This is a genomic window from Mycobacterium sp. (assembly GCF_032161845.1).
Lineage (GTDB): Bacteria > Actinomycetota > Actinomycetes > Mycobacteriales > Mycobacteriaceae > Mycobacterium.
The window spans coordinates 1-19,594 of sequence record NZ_JAVRQA010000068.1 but is presented as its reverse complement, the minus strand read 5'-3'; the positions used below and the strand labels follow the sequence as shown (position 1 = coordinate 19,594).

General features: G+C 66.6%; 19 protein-coding genes. 5 read left to right on the top strand and 14 right to left on the bottom strand.

Annotated elements, in window-relative coordinates:
* Positions 1-151: 151 nt before the first annotated feature.
* On the top strand, positions 152-679 hold the full coding sequence (locus QOD90_RS04125; protein WP_526346953.1) for a hypothetical protein: 528 nt from the start codon (positions 152-154) through the stop codon (positions 677-679).
* On the top strand, positions 676-1,167 hold the full coding sequence (locus tag QOD90_RS04120) for a ferritin-like domain-containing protein (protein ID WP_526346951.1): 492 nt from the start codon (positions 676-678) through the stop codon (positions 1,165-1,167). The genes QOD90_RS04125 and QOD90_RS04120 overlap by 4 nt, the downstream gene beginning before the upstream one ends.
* On the opposite strand, the gene QOD90_RS04115 is transcribed toward QOD90_RS04120, so the two are convergent.
* The 7 genes from QOD90_RS04115 to mqo are packed head-to-tail and all read right to left on the bottom strand — an operon-like array spanning position 1,168 to position 10,092.
* Positions 1,168-2,964, bottom strand: coding sequence for a proline--tRNA ligase (locus QOD90_RS04115; RefSeq protein WP_526346949.1), 1,797 nt, complete (start codon positions 2,962-2,964; stop codon positions 1,168-1,170).
* Positions 2,965-2,992: 28 nt separating this feature from the next.
* A complete protein-coding gene (locus tag QOD90_RS04110; protein WP_526346947.1) occupies positions 2,993-3,676 on the bottom strand; it encodes a VOC family protein in 684 nt (227 codons plus the stop codon).
* A 19-nt stretch (positions 3,677-3,695) separates the two neighbouring features.
* On the bottom strand, positions 3,696-5,201 hold the full coding sequence (locus tag QOD90_RS04105) for an MFS transporter (RefSeq protein ID WP_526346945.1): 1,506 nt from the start codon (positions 5,199-5,201) through the stop codon (positions 3,696-3,698).
* A 51-nt stretch (positions 5,202-5,252) separates the two neighbouring features.
* Positions 5,253-6,833, bottom strand: a complete 1,581-nt coding sequence (locus QOD90_RS04100; protein WP_526346943.1) for an MFS transporter — start codon at positions 6,831-6,833, stop codon at positions 5,253-5,255.
* A 33-nt stretch (positions 6,834-6,866) separates the two neighbouring features.
* Entirely contained in the window at positions 6,867-8,063 is a 1,197-nt protein-coding gene (gene cobA / locus QOD90_RS04095; RefSeq protein WP_526346941.1) for a uroporphyrinogen-III C-methyltransferase, read from the bottom strand.
* A gap of 45 nt (positions 8,064-8,108) precedes the next feature.
* Positions 8,109-8,576 carry a GNAT family N-acetyltransferase gene (locus tag QOD90_RS04090; protein WP_526346939.1) on the bottom strand — a complete coding sequence of 156 codons (468 nt, stop codon included), beginning with the start codon at positions 8,574-8,576 and terminating at the stop codon, positions 8,109-8,111.
* Between the two features lie 10 nt (positions 8,577-8,586).
* The gene (mqo, locus tag QOD90_RS04085) at positions 8,587-10,092 is read right to left on the bottom strand and encodes a malate dehydrogenase (quinone) (protein WP_526346937.1); all 1,506 of its coding nucleotides are present in this window, start codon (positions 10,090-10,092) and stop codon (positions 8,587-8,589) included.
* 117 nt (positions 10,093-10,209) lie between these two features.
* On the opposite strand from mqo, the gene QOD90_RS04080 reads away from it, so the two are divergent.
* From QOD90_RS04080 to QOD90_RS04070, 3 genes are all read left to right on the top strand, one after another.
* Positions 10,210-11,250, top strand: coding sequence for an alpha/beta hydrolase (locus QOD90_RS04080; protein ID WP_526346935.1), 1,041 nt, complete (start codon positions 10,210-10,212; stop codon positions 11,248-11,250).
* Positions 11,251-11,254: 4 nt separating this feature from the next.
* Entirely contained in the window at positions 11,255-12,646 is a 1,392-nt protein-coding gene (gene mtr / locus QOD90_RS04075) for a mycothione reductase (RefSeq protein WP_526346933.1), read from the top strand.
* Between the two features lie 128 nt (positions 12,647-12,774).
* A complete protein-coding gene (locus tag QOD90_RS04070; RefSeq protein WP_526346931.1) occupies positions 12,775-13,569 on the top strand; it encodes a phosphodiesterase in 795 nt (264 codons plus the stop codon).
* A gap of 13 nt (positions 13,570-13,582) precedes the next feature.
* Here the strand turns inward: QOD90_RS04070 and nicT are convergent, their stop codons facing one another.
* From nicT to QOD90_RS04035, 7 genes are all read right to left on the bottom strand, one after another.
* Positions 13,583-14,686, bottom strand: coding sequence for a Nickel transporter NicT (gene nicT, locus QOD90_RS04065; protein ID WP_526346929.1), 1,104 nt, complete (start codon positions 14,684-14,686; stop codon positions 13,583-13,585).
* An 80-nt stretch (positions 14,687-14,766) separates the two neighbouring features.
* Positions 14,767-15,093, bottom strand: coding sequence for an ArsR/SmtB family transcription factor (locus QOD90_RS04060; protein WP_526346927.1), 327 nt, complete (start codon positions 15,091-15,093; stop codon positions 14,767-14,769).
* Between the two features lie 43 nt (positions 15,094-15,136).
* On the bottom strand, positions 15,137-15,901 hold the full coding sequence (locus tag QOD90_RS04055) for a FadR/GntR family transcriptional regulator (RefSeq protein ID WP_526346925.1): 765 nt from the start codon (positions 15,899-15,901) through the stop codon (positions 15,137-15,139).
* Positions 15,902-15,941: 40 nt separating this feature from the next.
* Positions 15,942-16,715, bottom strand: coding sequence for a 3-oxoacyl-ACP reductase (locus tag QOD90_RS04050; protein WP_526346923.1), 774 nt, complete (start codon positions 16,713-16,715; stop codon positions 15,942-15,944).
* Entirely contained in the window at positions 16,716-18,080 is a 1,365-nt protein-coding gene (locus QOD90_RS04045) for an aldehyde dehydrogenase family protein (RefSeq protein WP_526346921.1), read from the bottom strand.
* Positions 18,077-18,859, bottom strand: a complete 783-nt coding sequence (locus QOD90_RS04040) for a gamma-glutamyl-gamma-aminobutyrate hydrolase family protein (RefSeq protein WP_526346919.1) — start codon at positions 18,857-18,859, stop codon at positions 18,077-18,079. The genes QOD90_RS04045 and QOD90_RS04040 overlap by 4 nt, the downstream gene beginning before the upstream one ends.
* Positions 18,840-19,594, bottom strand: a 755-nt coding sequence (locus tag QOD90_RS04035) for a glutamine synthetase family protein (RefSeq protein WP_526346917.1), incomplete at its 5' end; no start/stop codon positions are given. The genes QOD90_RS04035 and QOD90_RS04040, both read right to left, overlap by 20 nt.

Below are 19,594 nucleotides of genomic sequence, written 5' to 3'. Positions count from 1 at the left end.
CTTGAGTTGTACGGACCCGATTCCGCCGAGATTGCGCGGAATCGAGTGTCAACGATACGCCAGCCGCGGAGCGTCAAATGGCAAACGTCCAGCACGGCGATGGGGATCGACGTCCGACGGACGTGCGCGAGCGGGATGGCAGGATGTTGCTGTGCCGAGCGCTCTCCCCACCGTCAGCAGGCGCCGTGTGCTCGTCGGCGCGGCGGCGTTGGCGCTGCTGAGCGGTACCGTCGCCACAGCCTGCGGATCGACCACGCCGGTAGAAGACATCGATGCCCTCGTCGGACAGCTCGAACGAGCGCGCGGCGACAGCGAGCTCGCCGGCAACGCGGCGGCAGCGGCGCCACCCAAGATCGCCGCAACGCTGACGGTCGTCGCTCAACAGCGGGCCGAACACGCTCAAGCGCTCACCGACGAGATCACCAGGATTTCCGGCAAGGCGCCGACGACGTCGGCTGCCACGTCACCGTCTTCCACCGCCACCACCCCGACGTCTGTCCCGCCGCCGAAGCCGCCCACCGCCGCCGACGTGATCGCCGCCCTCGAGCAGTCCGCCGACGGCGCGTCCCTGCTAGCGACCCAGCAGTCGGGCTACCGGGCGGGTCTGCTCGGCTCGATCGCGGCGGCGTGCACTGCGGCCACCACCGTCGCACTGGCCAATGCCGGGCCGACGTCATGACCTCCCCGGCCACCGGTCCTTCCACGTCGCCCTCGTCGACTCCGTCTCGACCCTCGGATGCCGCCGACGCCGCCATGTACGACGCGCTCACCGGTGAACACGGAGTCATCTACGGCTACGGCCTGGTGTCGGCGCATTCGACGCCCGACGCCAACGACCTGGTGTCCGCATCGCTGGCGGGGCACCGCGAGCTGCGCGAGGAAGCGATCGCCAGGCTGATCGCTCGGCACGTGACGCCGCCGGTTCCCGCTGTCGGGTACCAGCTCCCGTTCGTCGTCGACAATCCCACCGACGCGGCCAAGCTGGCCGTGCGGATGGAGGAGGACTCCGCCGTGGCGTGGCGGGCGGTCCTCGAGCAGGCGAAGGCCGGTGACGACCGCGAGCTCGCCGTCACCGGCTTGAAGCAGTGTGCGGTGACTGCAGCGAAGTGGCGCGGGATGCTTGGCGTCGTACCGACCACGGTGGCGTTCCCCGGCGGCACCGAATAGTCAGCGGATGCTGCCCCGAGTCGCTGCGCTCCTGCCCGCCGAGCCCGCGAGCTTGGCCGCGATCGCCGCGGCCGCACCATCGACGGCGATCTCCTCGGCCTCTCCGGTGAACCTGTTCCGCAGTTCGACGACACCGTTCGCCCAACCTCGGCCGACCACGACGATCCACGGCACGCCAAGCAATTCGGCGTCCTTGAACTTCACCCCCGGCGACATCTTGCGGTCGTCGAGAAGCAGGTCGACACCGAGCAGGTCGAGTTCACTCGCGAGTTCGGTTGCCCCCGAACGTGCTTCGGCGTCCTTGTTGGCGATGACGATGTGCACGTCGAAGGGCGACACGGAAGACGGCCAGCGCAGGCCGATGTCATCGTGGCTCTGCTCGGCAATGACCGCCACCAGCCGCGACACCCCGACCCCATAGGACCCCATCGTCAGGCGCAGCGGCTTGCCGTCCTCGCCGAGCACGTCAACGGTGAAGGCGTCCGCATACTTCTTGCCGAGTTGAAAGATGTGACCGATCTCGATGCCCCGCGCCGACACCAGCGGACCCGCACCGTCGGGCGAGGGGTCGCCGTCGCGCACCTCGGCGGCCTCGATGGTCCCATCGGGGATGAAGTCGCGTCCGGCGACCAGGCCGACGACGTGCTTGCCGTTCGCGTCGGCGCCGGTGATCCAGGCCGTCCCGTCGACGATGCGTGGGTCGACCAAAAAGCGAACACCGTTGGCCAGCAGAGCCTTCGGACCGATGTAGCCCTTCACCAGGAATGGGTACTTCGGGAAGTCCTCGGCGGGCAGCATGACGTATTCGGCCGGATCGAGTGCCGCACCCAACCGCTTGTCGTCGACCTCGCGGTCACCGGGGACGCCGATGGCCAACAGCTCCCACTCGCCGCCGGGTTCGCGAACCTTCAGCAGCACGTTCTTCAAGGTGTCCGCGGCGGTGACGTCGCGGCCCGCGAACTCGGGAAGGTCGGCGCCGTTGGCCCACTCCACCAGTGTCGCGATGGTGGGCGTATCGGCGGTGTCGTGGACGACCGGCGCTGGTAGTCCCTCGATGGGCAGCGATTCGGGCTGCTGGGTGATCACGGCCTCGACGTTGGCGGCGTAGCCCGATTCCAGGCAACGGACGTACGTGTCCTCACCGACCTCGCTCTCGGCCAGGAACTCCTCCGAGGCGCTACCGCCCATCGCGCCGGACACCGCGGACACGACGACGTACTTGACGTTCAGTCGCGCGAAGATCCGCTGGTACGCCTCGCGGTGGGCATCGTAAGCGGCCTTGAGCCCGTCGTCGTCGACGTCGAACGAATAGGAATCCTTCATCACGAACTCGCGTCCGCGAAGGATGCCCGCGCGTGGCCGGGCCTCGTCGCGGTACTTGGTCTGAATTTGGTAGAGCCGCAGCGGGAAGTCCTTGTAGGAGCTGTACTCCCCCTTCACGGTGAGGGTGAAGATTTCCTCGTGGGTGGGTCCGAGCAGGTAGTCGTTGCCGCGCCGATCCTTCAGGCGGAACAGGTTGTCGCCGTACTCGGTCCAGCGGTTGGTCGTCTCATAGGGTGCACGTGGCAGCAGGGCGGGAAGCAGGATCTCCTGCCCGCCAATGGCGTTCATCTCCTCGCGGACGATCTGCTCGATCTTGCGGAACACCCGCAGGCCTAGCGGCAGCCAGCTGTACAGCCCGGGTCCGAGCGGACGGACGTAGCCCGCTCTGATCAGCAGCTTGTGGCTGGGCACCTCGGCGTCGGCGGGGTCGTCGCGCAGGGTGCGCAGGAACAGTTCGGACATGCGGGTGATCACAGCCGCCAACCTTATCTACCCGCGCCATCTAGTCCCGACCCTGCCACGTGCACACGCACACCTCGTTGCCCTCGGGATCGGCCAGCACCCAGAACGCGGGCGCGGCGTCCTCGGCCAGCAGCGTGCCTCCCGCGGCGAGCGCCGCGTCGATCCGCTGCCTGGCGAGTTCGGGCGGAACGTCGACGTCGAGGTGGATGCGATTGCGCTGGATGCGCGGGGCGTCCATCTGCTGAAACCAGATGGCGGGCCCGCGCCGGAGTGGATCGAGCAGCGCGCCGTCGGGCAGATCCGGCGGCCCAGACTCGGTCACATAACCCGTAACGGCCTGCCAGAACGGCCTGATCAGCGGGATGTCGAGAGCGTCGATGGCGATCTCGATGGCCTGCGGCACCACGGTGCCGTCGCCCGGCTGGGAGGGCAGCGACCGGGCGACGAGGGCCTCGGTCACGCGGCGTGCCAGCCCGAGGTCGTGTTCGGTGACCGCACCCGCGGCCGCGGTGTGCAGGCGCAGCACGACGCGGTCGGCGTACAGATCGAGGCTCAGGTGCCCGTCGCCACCGGCCCCAGCGGCGGCTACCGCGACCGATGCGGCATCGACGGCGACCGCGAGCGAAGACACCCCCACGTGGGTGACGGCCACCCCGAGGATCAGCCGCCAGCCAAGGGGGTCGATCGCGTCGGAGATTCGTTGACGGGTGAGGAGGTCGGCCATGGCGTCACGCTAGCCCGACCTACAGCTCGCCGGCCTCGACCGCTTCCTTCGTGTGCTGCGCCCTGGCGATGTCGCGGGCCGAGAAGCCGATCCAGAACGCTGCGATGCCAACCAGGATGGAGACGCCCGCGACCCACAGCAGTGAATAGGTATAGCCCTCGCCAAGCGCGTCGAGCTGGGCTGGCGTCATGTTCTTCACCGGGCCCGTCGTGCCGCCGAGATAGAGGGTGCGAGACGTCTGCACCGCCATGATGACGACCAGCACCAGCGGGCCGCCGAGGTTTTGCACCATCAGGGTGATGGCCGAGACGGGGCCGATCTCACGGGGTCCAACCCCGGCGACCGCGCACAGCGGCAAGACCACCGAGATGATGCCGATCCCGAAGCCGCCCAACACGATCGGGATGAACAGGTCGGGGAAGTACGGGATCGTCCGATCCAGAGTGGACCCGTAGAGCATGGCGGCCAGCACGTACAGGCCGCCGCCGATGATCAGCCAGCGTGGGGCAAAGCGCGGCGCCAGCTTGGTGGCCAGCACGTTGCCGACCCCGACGGCGACGGCGAACGGGAGGAAGCAGATCCCGGCCCGCAGAGCCGAGTAGCCGAGCACGTCCTGGGCCAGCAGCCCGACCATGACGGTCACCGTGAGTAGCACCCCGCCCCCGAGGAACCATGCGATGAAGGTCATCACGCGGTTGCGGTCGCTGAACACGGAGAACGGCACCAGCGGGTTCTCGGCGGTGCGTTCGGCGAACAGGAACGAGACGAAGAACACGCCCGACGCGACGGCCGCGCCGACGACCCAGGGATCGAGCCAACCCCGCGGCGGGCCCTGGGTGAACACCAGCACCGCCGACGTGCAACCCAGCGTGGCCAGCAGGGCACCCGTGATGTCGAGCTTGAGCCGTTCGTGGTGAGTCTCCCCGATCCGCAGCCACGCGATCACGATGATGACGATCCCGATCGGCACGTTCATCAGAAATGCCAGCCGCCACGAGATGACCGTCAACAGGCCGCCTAGGACCAGGCCAAGCACCGACCCGGTGGCCTGCATGCCCGCCGACACCGCCATGGCCTGGTTGCGGGCATGCCCCACGGCGTAGGTGGTCGCGATGAGGGCGAACCCCGTTGGGGCGGACACCGCGGCGCCGACGCCTTGCAGGGCGCGCGCCACGATCAGGGTGTACTCGTCGCCTGCGAGCCCGCAAATCAACGAAGCAATGGTGAAGATGCCGACGCCGGAGAGGAAGGCTCGCTTCTGACCGATCGCGTCGCCGACCCGCCCGCCGAGCAGCAACAGGCCGCCGAAGGCCAGCACATACGCGGTGATGACCCAGCTCTTGCCTGCGTCCGAGAGATCGAGATCGGCCTGCATGCGGGGCAACGCAACGATGACGATCGTGCCGTCCAGCGTCGACATCAACTGCATGCCGGTGATCGCCACGATCGCGATGCCGAGGACCGATGACGCCAGCGGCGCTGTCCGATGATCCGTCGACCCTGAGGAACCACCCGCGACAGACATTGCCAGAACCCTACCCAGCGGTGACCCTCGTGAAACGGAGGACCGACCGAGCTAGATCTCGCCCGCGTCGATTGCTTCCTTGACTTCCTGTGCCTGGGCGACCTGCTGGGCCGTGTAGCCGATGAACAGCGCGACGATGCCGACGATGACGGCGACCGCCGCGACCCACAGCAGCCCATAGGTGTAGCCCTGATCGAGTGCGTGCAGTTGCGCCGCGTCCATGTTCTTGACGGGGCCGGTGGTGCCGCCGAGATACAGCGTCCGCGACGTGATGACCGCTTGGATGATGGCCAACACGACGGGGCCGCCGAGACTCTGCAGCATCAGGGCGATCGCGGAGACCGGGCCGATCTCGTCGAACGCGACACCTGCGATCGCCGACACCGTGAGCGGTACGACGATCATGCCGATGCCGAAGCCGCCGACGGTTATCGGGATGACCAGGTTCGGGAAGTACGGGATGTCGCCGTGGAGCGTGGAGCCGTACAGCATCGCCGCGAGGACGAACACACCGCCGACGATCACCAGCACGCGCGGCGGGAGGATCGAGACGAGGTACGACGACAAGCCGAGACCGATGCCAAGCGCCACCACGAACGGGATGAACCCGATGCCCGCGCGAAGTGCGCTGTAGCCCATGATGTCCTGCACGTACAGACCGATCAGGACGGTCAGCGTGAACATCACGCCGCCGGCGAGGAACACCGCCGCGAAGGTGGCGACCCGGTTGCGGTCACGGAACAGGCTGAACGGGACGACGGGATTGATCGCGGTGCGTTCGACGTAGACGAACGCGGCGAAGAACACCACCGCCGCCAGGCCCGACGACAGCGTGAGCGTGGACATCCAGCCCATCTCCGGGCCCATCGAGAAGCCGAAGACGGCCGCAGTGCACGCGAGCGTCGCAAGGATGGCGCCTGCAGCGTCGAGCTTCATGCGTTCGCGGTGCGTCTCGCGAAGGGTCCGGCGGGCCAGGTAGATCATCACCAGACCGACAGGGACGTTCACCAGGAACGCCCAGCGCCACGAGACCTCGGTGAGAGCGCCACCGACGACGAGGCCCATCACCGAGCCGACGCCGGTCATGGCAGCGAATACCGCCGTGGCCGTGTTGCGGGCGGGACCCTTCGGGAAGGTGGTCGCGATCAGGGCCAGTCCGGTGGGCGACGCGATGGCCGCGCCGACACCCTGGGCCAGCCGAGCGATGACGAGCGTGCTCTCGTCCCATGCGACGCCGCACAGGATCGAGGCGATGGTGAACAGCGCGACGCCGACGATGAAGGTGCGCTTGCGGCCGATCGTGTCGCCGAGCCGACCACCCAGCAGCATCAGGCCGCCGAAGGTCAGGACGTATGCGGTGATGACCCAGCTGCGGCCCGCATCGGACAGATCGAGCTCGTTCTGGATCTTCGGCAGCGCCACGATCGCCACGGTGCTGTCCATCGTCGCCAGTAGCTGCATGCCGCCGATCGCGATGACCGCGGCGACGAACCGGCGCGACGGCAGCCAGGCCGGATACCAGCTGCTCCGGATGATCTGGGCCTGCGTGATTGGCGTGGGCAGCACCCGCTCGCCGGCGTCTTCCGCATCTCGTTCGATGGCGGCGCGCTCTGCATCGTTGAGAGCCGTCATGCCAGATTACCTTACAGTAATCTTAAGAATCCTTTAATTGGCGAAGGCCGCCACAGCGCCGATCACGATGATCGCGGGAGGTCGAATGCCGTCCGCGCGAATCTGTTCAGGCGCGTCGGCGAGCGTGGTGCGCAACGTCCGCTGCGCGGCAGTGGTCCCGTGCTGAACCACCAGCACCGGCGTATCGGCTGGTCGGCCGCCTTCCAACAACACCTTGGCGAAGAGTTCGATCCGTTCGACCGCCATCAGCAGGACGATCGTGCCGGACAGCGCGGCCAGCGCATCCCAATTCACTAACGATTCGGGGTGCCCCGGCGCAACATGGCCGCTGACCACCACGAATTCGTGTGTGACCCCCCGATGTGTGACCGGGACGCCCGCCGCGGCAGGAACTGCTATGGCACTTGTCACACCTGGCACGACGGTGACCGGAATCCCGGCGTCGGCGCACGCCAACAGCTCCTCGTGACCCCGCGCGAAGACGTAGGGGTCGCCCCCCTTGAGCCGCACGACGAATTTGCCTGCCCTGGCACGGTCGATCAAGACCGCGTTGATCGCGTCCTGCGCCATGGAACGGCCGTAGGGAATCTTCGCAGCGTCGATGACCTCGACGTGGGGCGGGAGTTCGGCCAACAGCTCCTGCGGTGCCAGGCGGTCGGCGACCACGACGTCGGCCTGGGCGAGAAGCCTGCGGCCGCGGACGGTGATGAGCTCGGGGTCACCTGGACCGCCGCCGACCAAGGCGACGCCGGTGTGTGCCGAATTGGGTGAGTCGGCGACGATCACGCCCTGCTGCAGCGCCTCGTGGATGGCCGACCGGATGGCGGCCGAACGACGGTGCTCGCCACCGGCCAGTACCCCGACGCTGAGACCGTCGTACTCGAACGAGGCGGGAGTCACGGCGGTGCCGTCGCGGGCGATGTCGGCCCGCACACAGAAGATCCGCAGCCGTTCGGCCTCCGCGACGATGGCTTCGTTGACGGCAGGCTCACTGGTCGCCGCGATCGCATACCAGGCACCCTCGAGATCGCCGGCGCGAAAGTCACGCAGGACGAGGGTGATGCCCTCGAGCGCCTCCACGGCAGGCGTCGCCGCACGGGTGACGACGTGGACGTCGGCGCCGTTGGCCAGCAGTAGCGGTATCCGACGCTGTGCCACGCTGCCCCCGCCGACGACGACGACCTTGCGGCCGTTCAGGCGCAGGCCGACGAGGTAGGCGTTCTCGGTCACCCGGCGAGCTTAGAGGTTGCCGCCATGCCGAGCCGTGACTGGGCGTCAGCCCGCGCCATGAAGTCCGCTGCGCCGCAACATGGGAATGTGCGGGATCCCGTCGTCGAGGAACTCCTCGCCGTCACGGACGAAGCCGTGCTTGGTGTACATCTCTTCGAGGTACGTCTGGGCATCGATGCGGCAAGGGTCGCCGCCGACCTCGGCGAGCGCCGCCTGCAGCAGCCGACTGGTATGACCGTGGCCCCGGTCGCTGCGCTTGGTGCACACCCGGCCAATGCGAAAGACCTTCTCCCCAGCGGGATGTTCCTCCATCAGCCGCAGGGTCGAGATGACCTTCCCGTCGGGGTCCTCGAGCCAGAAGTGCCGCGTCTCGGCCAGCAGATCACGTCCGTCCAACTCCGGATACGGGGTGGCCTGCTCGACGACGAAGACCTCCACTCGAAGCTTCAGCAACTCATAGAGCGTGGCGGCGTCGAGATCCTTCGCCCAACTTCGACGGGGTGAGATCGTCACGGCGCGACCGTCATACGGGGACCGCGGGCACGTCCGTCGCCTTCTTGTCGAGTTTGAGCACCTTGGTGCCCCAGTTCCACACTTCCTCGTACAGCTTGGGCTCATTGGACAGTTCGATGCCGAACGACGGCACCATCTCCTTGAGCTTGGGCTGCCACCCCGGGAATTGGTCGGGGAAACAACGTTCCAGCACGTCGAACATCGCAGGGACGGCCGTTGAGGCACCCGGCGATGCGCCGAGCAGACCCGCGATGCTGCCGTCGGCGGCCGCGAGCACGGTGGTGCCGAACTCCAGCACGCCGCCTGCGCCCTTGCGGCGGATCACCTGAACACGCTGTCCCGCGATGTCGAGCTCCCAGTCGGAATCAACTGCGCTGGGGGCGAATTCCCGTAGATCGTCGACGCGGTCGGTCTGACTGAGACGCAGTTGCCCGATCAGATACTTGACCAAGCTCATCTCGGTGAGGCCGACACCGAGCATCGAAGCCAGGTTGTTCGGTTTCACCGAGAAGGGCAGATCCGTCACCTTGCCCTGCTTGAGGAACTTCGGCGACCATCCGGCGAACGGACCGAAGAGAAGATACGAACGGCCGTTGATCACGCGAGTGTCCAAGTGCGGCACGGACATCGGCGGTGCACCAAGAGGTGGAGCGCCGTACACCTTGGCCTGATGCGCGGCGGCCAGTTCCGGATTGCCCGTGCGCAGCCACTGACCCCCGACGGGGAATCCGCCAAAGCCCTTGGCCTCCGCTATCCCCGACTTCTGCAGCAGCGGCAGGGCACCTCCGCCGGCGCCAACGAACACGAACTTCGCGTTGATCTTGCGCTTCGCACGCGTGCGTCGGTTCGTGATCTTCACGGTCCAGCTGCCGTCGGACTCCTTGCTCAGGTCGCCAACGTCGTGACCGAACAGCGTCGTCATCCCACCTTTGACGGCGTACCCCATCAGCTGCCGCGTCAGTGATCCGAAGTCGACGTCGGTGCCGTCCGTTGTCCAGTTCAGTGCGACGGGTTCGGAGAAGTCGCGCTTGGCCGCCATCAACGGCAGCCGGCGGGCGAACTCGTCTTCATCGTCGATGTACTCCATCGACGCGAACAGTGGGTTCTGGACCAGCGTCTCGCGACGGCGTTTGAGGTAGTCGAGGTGTTCGGCGCCGTGCACGAAGCTGACGTGCGGGATGGGATTGAGGAAGCTGCGCACGTCGGGCAGGACGCCGTTCTCCACCGCATGAGCCCAGAATTGGCGCGACACCTGGAACTGCTCGTTGACGTGAACGGCCTTGTTGATTTCGATGGTGCCGTCGGCGCGCTGCGGGGTGTAGTTCAACTCACACAGTGCGGAGTGCCCCGTGCCCGCGTTGTTCCACGGATCGCTGCTTTCGGCGGCAGCTCCGTCGAGCCGCTCGACCAGCGTGATCGACCAGTCGGGTTCCATCAGCTTCAACAATGTGGCCAGCGTGGCACTCATGATGCCCGCGCCCACCAGCACGACGTCGGTCTTAGCTACCTCAGACACCTGATCTTCAGACCCTTCGTGGTCGCGTACCCGCTCGTCACGGATTGCAGGGCTACCAGGTTATCCCGTACGCGTCGCGCGCAGTTGGTCGGCCGAGGGCCGCCTAGAGTTGAGGCCGTGACATCGAGGGAACCCAGCGGGGAGCCCACCTGGAAACCCGACGTGCTGCCCGGCTATTGGCAGCAAACCCTGCCGCTCGGCCCCGACCCGCACGGTGAGGGCGAGCTCGTCGCGACCCTGGTGCGGCGTGGGGACGGTGGCCGTGGCAGGCACGCCGTGTTGGCACTGCACGGATATACCGACTACTTCTTCAACACGGAGTTGGCGGATCGCTTCGCCGATCACGGGTTCACCTTCTATGCGCTGGACCTGCACAAGTGCGGCCGCTCGCGCGGGCAGGGCCAAACCCCGCACTTCACCACCGATCTGGCGAGTTATGACGCCGAACTGGACCGTGCGGTGGGAATCATCGCGACGGACACGAGCGGTGCTGAGCTCGTCGAGGTGTGCATGTACGGACACTCCGCGGGTGGCCTGATCGCGACGCTGTGGCTGGATCGGCTCCGGCAGCGCGGTGGCGCGTCGCACATCGGCGGGCTGGTGCTCAACAGTCCATTCTTCGACTTGCAGGGCCCGGCGATTCTGCGCGCGGCGCCAACGTCGGCGGCACTGATCGCCCTGGCCCGCTTCCGCAAGCTGAAGGTGATCCGCAAGCCCACCCCTGGCGGTTACGGCAGCAGCCTTCATCGCGACTACGGCGGCGAGTTCGACTACGACCTCGATCTGAAACCACTCGGTGGATTTCCCGTCACGTTCGGCTGGATCAACGCCATCCGGCGGGGTCAGGCCAAACTGCATCGCGGTCTGGACGTCGGGGTGCCGAACCTCCTGCTCCGGTCGGACCACAGCCTCCGCGAGTCACCGAACCCCGAGGCCATCCAACGGGGCGACGCGGTCCTGGACGTCGATCAGATCGCCCGCTGGGCCGGATGTGTCGGGAACCGCCAGACGATCGCGCCGATAACCGACGCCAAGCACGATGTGTTCTTGTCACTGGCCGGGCCGCGAGCGGCCGCCTACGGCGAGCTGGACCGCTGGCTCGACCACTACCTCGGCTCCGAATCCCGGAGCGTAGAAACGAAATTCGGACGGGACTAGCCACGTGGAACACTTCGATCTGGCGATCATCGGAACGGGCTCGGGAAACAGCATCCCCGACCCTGGCGTCGATGCCAGGTATGGCGAGATGCGCGTCGCCATTTGCGAGCAGGGCACGTTCGGGGGCACCTGTCTCAACGTCGGTTGCATTCCAACCAAGATGTTCGTCTACGCCGCCGAGGTCGCTGAAGGCATCAGGCAGAGTTCGCGTTACGGCATCGACTCCACGCTGGACAAGGTGCGCTGGACCGACATCGTGGACCGCGTCTTCGGCCGCATCGATCCGATCGCGGCGGGCGGCGCGGACTACAAGCGCGGCCTGCCCAACGTTCGGGTGTACGCCAGCCACACCAGGTTCGGCCCCACCCAGCCCGACGGGCGCTACACGTTGCGCACCGACGCCGGTGACGAGTTCACCGCCGACAAGGTGGTCATCGCGGCGGGCTCCCGCGTGCACATCCCCCCGGCCATCACCGAGTGCGGCGTCGAGTACTACACGAGCGACGACATCATGCGGATCCCCGAGCTGCCCGAGCACTTGGTGATCGTGGGCGGCGGCTTCGTGGCCGCAGAGTTCGCCCACGTCTTCTCCGCGCTCGGTGTGCGCGTCACCATCGTGGTCCGCGGGCATGGCCTGCTGACGCACTGCGACGAGTCGATCTGCTACCCGTTCACCGACATCGCGACGGAGAAGTGGGATCTGCGCACCCACGAGAACGTCGTCGGTGCCCACCAGGACGGCGATCGCAGCATCCTGCAGCTCGACGACGGCAAGACGATCGAAGCCGACATGCTCCTGGTGGCCACCGGGCGGGTGCCGAACGGCGATCAGCTCGACGCCGAGTTGGCAGGCGTCGAAGTCAACGACGGCCTGGTGGTGGTCGATGAATATCAACGCACCACGGCGCGTGGGATTTTCGCCCTCGGCGACGTGTCGTCGGCCTATCAGCTCAAGCACGTCGCCAACCACGAGATGAGGGTGGTGCGGCACAATCTGCTGCTCGACTGGGACGACACCTCCGCGATGCGCGCCTCCGACCATCGATTCGTCCCGTCTGCGGTGTTCACCGATCCCCAGATCGCGATGGTGGGCATGACCGAGGACGAGGCCAGGGAAAGTGGTCATGACGTCGTCACCAAGGTCCAGAAGTATGGCGACACCGCGTACGGCTGGGCGATGGAGGACGAGCACGGAATCGTGAAACTGATCGGTGACCGCGCGACGGGCAAGATCCTCGGCGCTCACGTCATGGGCCATCAGGCGTCCTCGCTCATTCAGCCGATCATTCAGGCCATGTCTTTCGGTCAGACCGCGAAAGAGGTTGCCCAGAATCAATATTGGATTCATCCGGCACTGCCAGAGGTCATTGAGAACGCGCTGCTCGGCCTGTTGTAGGGCTCGGCGATGTGGCGGACCGGGCTCTGCTGTCAACTCCCGACGCTCAGGGGCCTAACCCGCCGCCGCGCCCATCGGTGAGATTCGTGTGAAGGTTGACCGATGAATCGCAGCCGCAAGGCACGGCAGTGCTCATAGCGCACTTGTCGGATCTCCACGTCCGGCCCAAAGGTGTTCTCTACCAAGGCGTCGTCGACTCCAACGCCAGACTGGCCGAGGCCGTCGAGCACGTACTCGCGATCGACCGCCGCCCGGATCTGGTGCTGATCACCGGAGATCTGGTCGATCACGGCAAACCGGCGGAGTATGACAACCTGCGCGACATCCTCGCCGGACTGCCGATTCCGTTCCTCGTCATCCCCGGCAACCACGACGACCGGGAGAACTTCCGCGTCGCCTTCGCCGACCACGACTATCTGCCTCGACGTGGGCCGCTGCACTATTGCATCGACGACCATCCCGTGCGCATCATCGGGTTGGACTCCACGGTGCCCGGCTTGCATCACGGACACCTCGACACGGCCGGTCTGGACTGGCTCGCAACCACCCTTTCGCAGGACACCGCGAAGCCGACGCTGATCATGCTTCATCACCCGCCGTTCGTCTGCGGCATTCCGTACCTGGACGAGTACCGGTATTTCGAAGGCGCCGCCTTGCGCGCCGTGATCGAGCGGTTCGACAACGTCGAGATCGTGCTGTGCGGGCACGTGCATCGGGCGGTGCTGAGGCGTTGGGCGGGGACCGTGATCTGTTCCTGCCCTAGCACGGCGACGGAGATCGACCTGAGGCTCGCGGCCTCAGCACCACCGTCGAGTCACGACGGGCCGCGAGCGATCATGCTCCATCACTGGGACGAACGCGATGGGCTGATCAGTCACACCAGTCAGATCGGCGACTTCGCCGGGCCCTACCCGTTCGCCTGACCCGCCGGATGGGTCAGCTCGACGGATCCCAGCGTTCTTCGATACGACCGAAACGCCACACCGCAAGCGAGATCAGCCACACCACGACGAAGAGGCCGACGATCGTGAAACCCACGAACTCGAGGTCGACAGAGCCGATGAAGGCCAACGGTCCTGACTCGATGCCGAGGCGGTCGACCAACAGGCCGATCAACACGATGACGCCGATCACCAGTGCGACGAACACCGATAGCACGGTGACCGTCAGGTTGTAATAGACCTTGCGAATCGGCTTGAGGAAGGCCCAGCCGTACGCGCGGGCCATGAAGATCCCGTCGGCGGCGTCGAACAGACTCATGCCCGCTGCGAACAACACCGGAAGGACCAGCACGGCGTACCACGGCAGGGTGAAGGCCGCGGTGCCCGCCGCTAGCACCAACAGCGCCACCTGCGTCGCGGTGTCGAAGCCCAGTCCCATGAGCAGCCCGACCGGGTACAAGTGCCAGGACTTGCTGACCCGCCGCATCACCCGCCCGAGCAGTCTGGCCAGGAAACCACGGCTGTTCAGGTGGCGTTCCAGCTCGGCTTCGTCGTAGTCACCGCTGCGCATCTCGCGGAACACCTTGGCGATGCCGACGACGGCGAAGAGATTCGTCAGGCCGATCAGGATCAGGAACGTCCCTGCCACCAGGGAGCCGATCAGTCCGAGTGTCTGCAGCATCGACGAGTTCTCGTCCTGAACAGGCCCGAGCAGCGCCTTGACGCCAAGTGCCAACAGAAAGGCCAGCGCGAACACGACGCTGGAGTGGCCGAGGGAGAACCAGAACCCGGCAGACAGCGACTTCTTGCCCTCCCCGACCAGCTTGCGGGTGGTGTTGTCGATGACCGCGATGTGGTCGGCGTCGAAGGCATGCCGCACCCCGAGGAGGTAGGCGGTCAGCCCGATGCCGACGCCGAAGACGCCGGTGGATCCCAGGGTGATGTGCTGCGGGGCGACGCCGAGCACCAGCACTCCCCAACCGAAGAGGTGCAGGAAGAGGACGACGGCGCCCATGCCCGCGATGGACAGCCAGTCGGTGCGGTCCAGCCGGCTCGCAACATTCGTTGTTGCCGGGGACTCCGACGTACTGACACTCACGTGTTCGACCCTATGGGTGCGCCACACGTCTGTCTAGCTGTACAGATGTTCATGTCGACTGACGGGCGCGATGGGCCAGGTCAACCGTGTGCAGCGCCTATCCAGTGCAGCAAATCGTGAATGATCTCGTCATCGAGCCGATAGGCGACGGAGCGTCCCACCCGGGTGCTGCTCACCCAACCCTGTTGCCGCAACACCCGAAGCGCTTGGGAGACGGAGTTTTCCGACCGGCCCACGACGGTGGCCAGGTCGCTCACACAGATGCCAGGTGCACGGTGCAGGCTGAGCAGGATTTCGAGACGATGGGGATCCGACAGCAGGTCGAACCGTAACGTCCAGCCGTTGATGTCGACGTCGGAGAGCGCCGACGACGCACGTCGCACCACCGCCTCGCCGCCAGCTTCCATGACTGCAATTTAGTCCACCGGATGGCCCTGGACTAGCAGACGCCTAGCTGTCGAGAAACCCATGCAGTAGCGACGCCGATCCCCAGACGTGTGCCGTCATGGTTTCGGCGGCGCCGTCGGCGTCCCCGGCGAGGATCGCCATCACGATGGCCTCGTGCTGCTCGTCGGAGTGCACGATGTTGCGTGCGAGCAGCGGGATGTGGTCAAGCAGTTCGTTGAGGCGCATCCGGTTCTCGGCAACCAACGGGACCAGCGACGGCGCACCGGCCGCCTCGGCGATCGCGAGGTGCAGCCGAGAATCCAGCCTGCGGTAGTCCTCGAGCGCGGCGCCCCGGACGTCCGTCAGCCTGGCCCACAGTGTCTCGCGGTCGACGGCAGTCAGTGTCCGGCTGGCCGCCATTCGGGCCGCACCAACCTCGAGTACCTCGCGCAGGCGCAAGGCGTCGTCGATGTCGGCGCGGCTGAAGTGAACTCCGTCGGCACTGGGTGCTGGCAGATCCTCGGCGAGGAAGGTGCCGCCGTAGCGACCGCGACGCGACACCAGGTAGCCGGCGTCGGACAACGACTTGATGGCCTCGCGGACGGTGTCGCGGCTGACACCGAGCCGAGTGGCCAGTTCGCGTTCCGGCGGCAGCGACTCACCCGGCTCGAGCACACCGAGCCGGATGGTCTCCAGCAGCCTGCCGACGGTGTCTTCGAAGGCGTTGCCAAGGCGCACCGGACGCAGCAGTGCCCCACTGGCAGGCTGCGGATCCGGTGCGGCCGTGGCCGTTTCCCGGGTCGCGTCGCTCCTGCCCTCCGGAGTCATTTCCCGGGTCGCTTCGCTCCTGCCCTCCGGAGTCACGGGATCACAGCGGCGTGACGTAGTGGCCGGTGATGCCGCCGTCGACCAGGAACGTCGACCCGGTGATGAAGGAAGCGTCGTCGCTGGCGAGGAAGGCCACCGCGGCGGCGAGTTCGTCGGGTTCGGCAAACCGTCCCATCGGCACGTGTATCAGCCGCCGCGCGGCGCGCTCCGGATCCTTGGCGAACAACTCCTGCAGCAGCGGGGTGTTCACCGGTCCGGGGCACAGCGCGTTGACGCGAATTCCCTGCCGGGCGTACTGAATTCCGAGTTCCCGCGAGATGGCGAGCACGCCGCCCTTGGACGCGGTGTACGAGATCTGCGACGTCGCCGAGCCGTTCACCGCCACGAACGACGCGGTGTTGACGATCGACCCCTTCTGCGCGGGCACCATGTGCCGTAGCGCGGCCTTGCAGCAGAAGAAGACCGACTTCAGGTTGATGTCCTGCACGCGGTCCCACGCGTCGATGCCGGTGACCTCGATCAGGTCGTCATCCGGCGGGCTGATGCCCGCGTTGTTGAAGGCGATGTCGACCGACCCGTACTTCTCCGCCGCGGTGTCGAACAATGTGTCGACCGCCGCTTGATCGGAGACGTCGACCTGGACGAACGTGCCGTTGAGGTCCTCGGCGACGGACTTGCCCGTCGCCGGGTCGATGTCACCGATGACGATCGTCGCGCCCTCGGCCCGCATCCGCTTGGCCGTCGCGAGCCCGATACCGCTGGCCCCGCCGGTGATGACGGCGACCTTGCCTGCGAGCCGCTGGGTCAGATCCATCTAGAGTTCTCCAATCGCAAAGAAGACGTTCTTGGTTTCCGTGAAGTGCAGCGGCGCATCAGGACCGAGTTCGCGCCCCAGCCCCGATTGTTTGAAGCCACCGAACGGCGTGTTGTAGCGAACCGACGAGTGTGAATTCACCGACAGGTTGCCGGATTCCACCGCACGCGACACGCGCATCGCGCGTGACAGGTTATCCGTCCAGATCGACCCGGACAGGCCGTAAGGGCTGTCGTTGGCGAGCTCGATCGCGTCGGCCTCGTCGGCGAATGGAAGCACGGTGACGACCGGCCCGAAGATCTCCTCGGTGACCGCACGATCGGTGCGTTGCGGAGTGAGAACCGTTGGCGGGAACCAATATCCCGGCCCCGTCGGTGCCGAGCCGCGGAAGGCGACGGGCGCATCGTCGGGCACGTAGGACGACACGGTGTCGAAGTGCGCCCGGGACACCAGTGGTCCCATTTCGCTGTCCCGAGATGCCGGATCGCCGACTACCAAGCCCTTCACCGCAGGCTCGAGCAGCTCCATGAACTTGTCATAGACGTTGCGCTGAACCAGGATTCGGCTGCGCGCGCAGCAGTCCTGGCCCGCGTTGTCGAACACGCCGTAGGGTGCGGTGGCGGCGGCCTTGGCCAGGTCACAATCGTCGAAGACGATGTTCGCGCTCTTGCCGCCGAGTTCCAGCGTCACCCGCTTGACCTGTTGCGCGGCCCCCGCCATCACCTTGATGCCCACCTCGGTGGAGCCGGTGAAGACGACCTTGCGGACGTCCGGGTGACTGATGAACCGCTCCCCCACCACCGATCCCTTGCCTGGCAATACCTGGAAGAGTCCTTCGGGAAGGCCTGCCTCGAGTCCGAGTTCCGCCAGCCGCATGGTTGTCAGCGGGGTGATCTCGGCCGGCTTGACCAGCACGGCGTTTCCCGCGGCGAGCGCAGGCACGAAGCCCCACGACGCGATGGTCATCGGGAAGTTCCACGGCGCGATCACGCCGACGACGCCGAGCGGCTCGTTGAACGTGACGTCGAGCCCGCCCGCTACCGGAATCTGCTTGCCGGACATGCGCTCCGGGCTCGCCGAGTAGAACTGCAGCACGTCGCGGACGTGGGCCGCCTCCCATTCGGCGTTGCCGATCACGTGTCCGGAGTTGGCCACCTCAAGCGCCGCGAGCTCGTCGACGTGGGCATCGACCTGCGCGGCGAACGAGCGCAACGCGCCGGCCCGTTCGGCTGGCGCCAGCTTGGCCCACAGCTTCTGTGCCGATCGTGCGCGCGCGACCGCATCGTCGACGGCGGGGACGTCGAGCAGCTCGACGGTGCGCAGCACCTCCTCCGTCGCCGGGTTGATCAATGTCGACGTGCTCACGCGCTGTTCCTCTCCAGGGTTGACTGCTTCTTCGATGCATGGGCTGCGGCTGCCTCGACGACACCGGCGAACAGCCGAAGATCGTCGAGCCGCTCCTCCGGGTGCCACTGGACGGCCAGAACGAATGCCTGGCTGGTATCGCTGGGAATTTCGATGGCTTCGACCACGCCGTCCGAATCCCATGCACTGGCCATCAGCCCCGTGCCGAGCTCGGCGATGGCCTGGTGGTGGTAGCACTGAGCGTCGGTGGCGGTGCCGATCAATGCGGCCAGCCGAGTTCCTGGCACCGTCTGGATCGACGAGGTGCTGAACACGGCGTTGCCCAATTGATGCTGATAGTGGCCGACGACGTCGGGCAGGTGCTGGTGCAGCGTGCCGCCGAGCGCGACGTTGAGAACCTGCGCACCGCGGCAGATGCCGAGCAGTGGTAGGCCGCGCGCCAATGCCCCACGCACCAGGGCGAATTCCCATGCATCGCGGTCTCGCGCCGGCTCGTCGGTGCTCGGGTGCGGAGCCTGTCCGTAGCTCGCCGGGTCGACGTCGCGTCCTCCGGTGATCACCAGACCGTCGAGACCGTCGAGCACGCGCTTGACGACGGCGTCGTCGACCGGCTGCGGCGGAAGCAGCAACGCGATCCCGCCTGCCGAGGTGACGCCTTCGACGTAAACAGCGGGCAGGAAGCTCGCCCGCACGTCCCACACTCCGGTCTGGGCCTGTTGCAGATAGGTGGTCAGCCCGACACTTGGGCGGCGGGGTGTCTCAGAGGCGCTCGAATCCACGTCGCCTCTCCCAGTCGGTCACCGCCGAGTCGAAGGCCTTCAACTCGATGCGGGCATTGTTCAGGTAGTGCTCGACGACCTCGTCGCCGAACGCCTCGCGCGCCACCGTCGACTCCGAGAACAGCCTGGCAGCTTCGGCAAGGGTGGTCGGAAGGCGTTGGGCGCCACTGGTGTACGCATTGCCTGCGCACGCCTCAGGCAACTCGAGGCCTTGGTCGATGCCGTGCAGGCCGCCCGCGATCAACGCGGAGACGGCGAGGTACTGGTTGACGTCACCGCCCGGCGCTCGGCACTCCATCCGCATGCCGTGTCCGTGACCGACCACGCGCAGGGCGCACGTGCGGTTGTCCATGCCCCACGCGACGGCGGTGGGCGCGAAGCTACCGTCGACGAAACGCTTGTAGGAGTTGATGTTCGGTGCGTAGAAGAGCGCCAGCTCGCGCAGGGTGGCCAGCTGGCCTGCGACGAAGCTGCGGAACATCGGCGACATCCCGAGCGGGTCGTCGTCGTCGGCGAACACCGCCGTACCGTCCGTCCCTCGGAACGACAGGTGGATGTGGCAGCTGTTTCCTTCGCGCTCGTCGAACTTCGCCATGAACGTGAGGCTCTTGCCGTGCTGGTCGGCGATTTCCTTGGCGCCGTTCTTGTAGAGCGTGTGGTTGTCGCAGGTGACCAGCGCCTCGTCGTACCGGAACCCGATCTCCTGCTGGCCCAGGTTGCATTCGCCCTTGACGC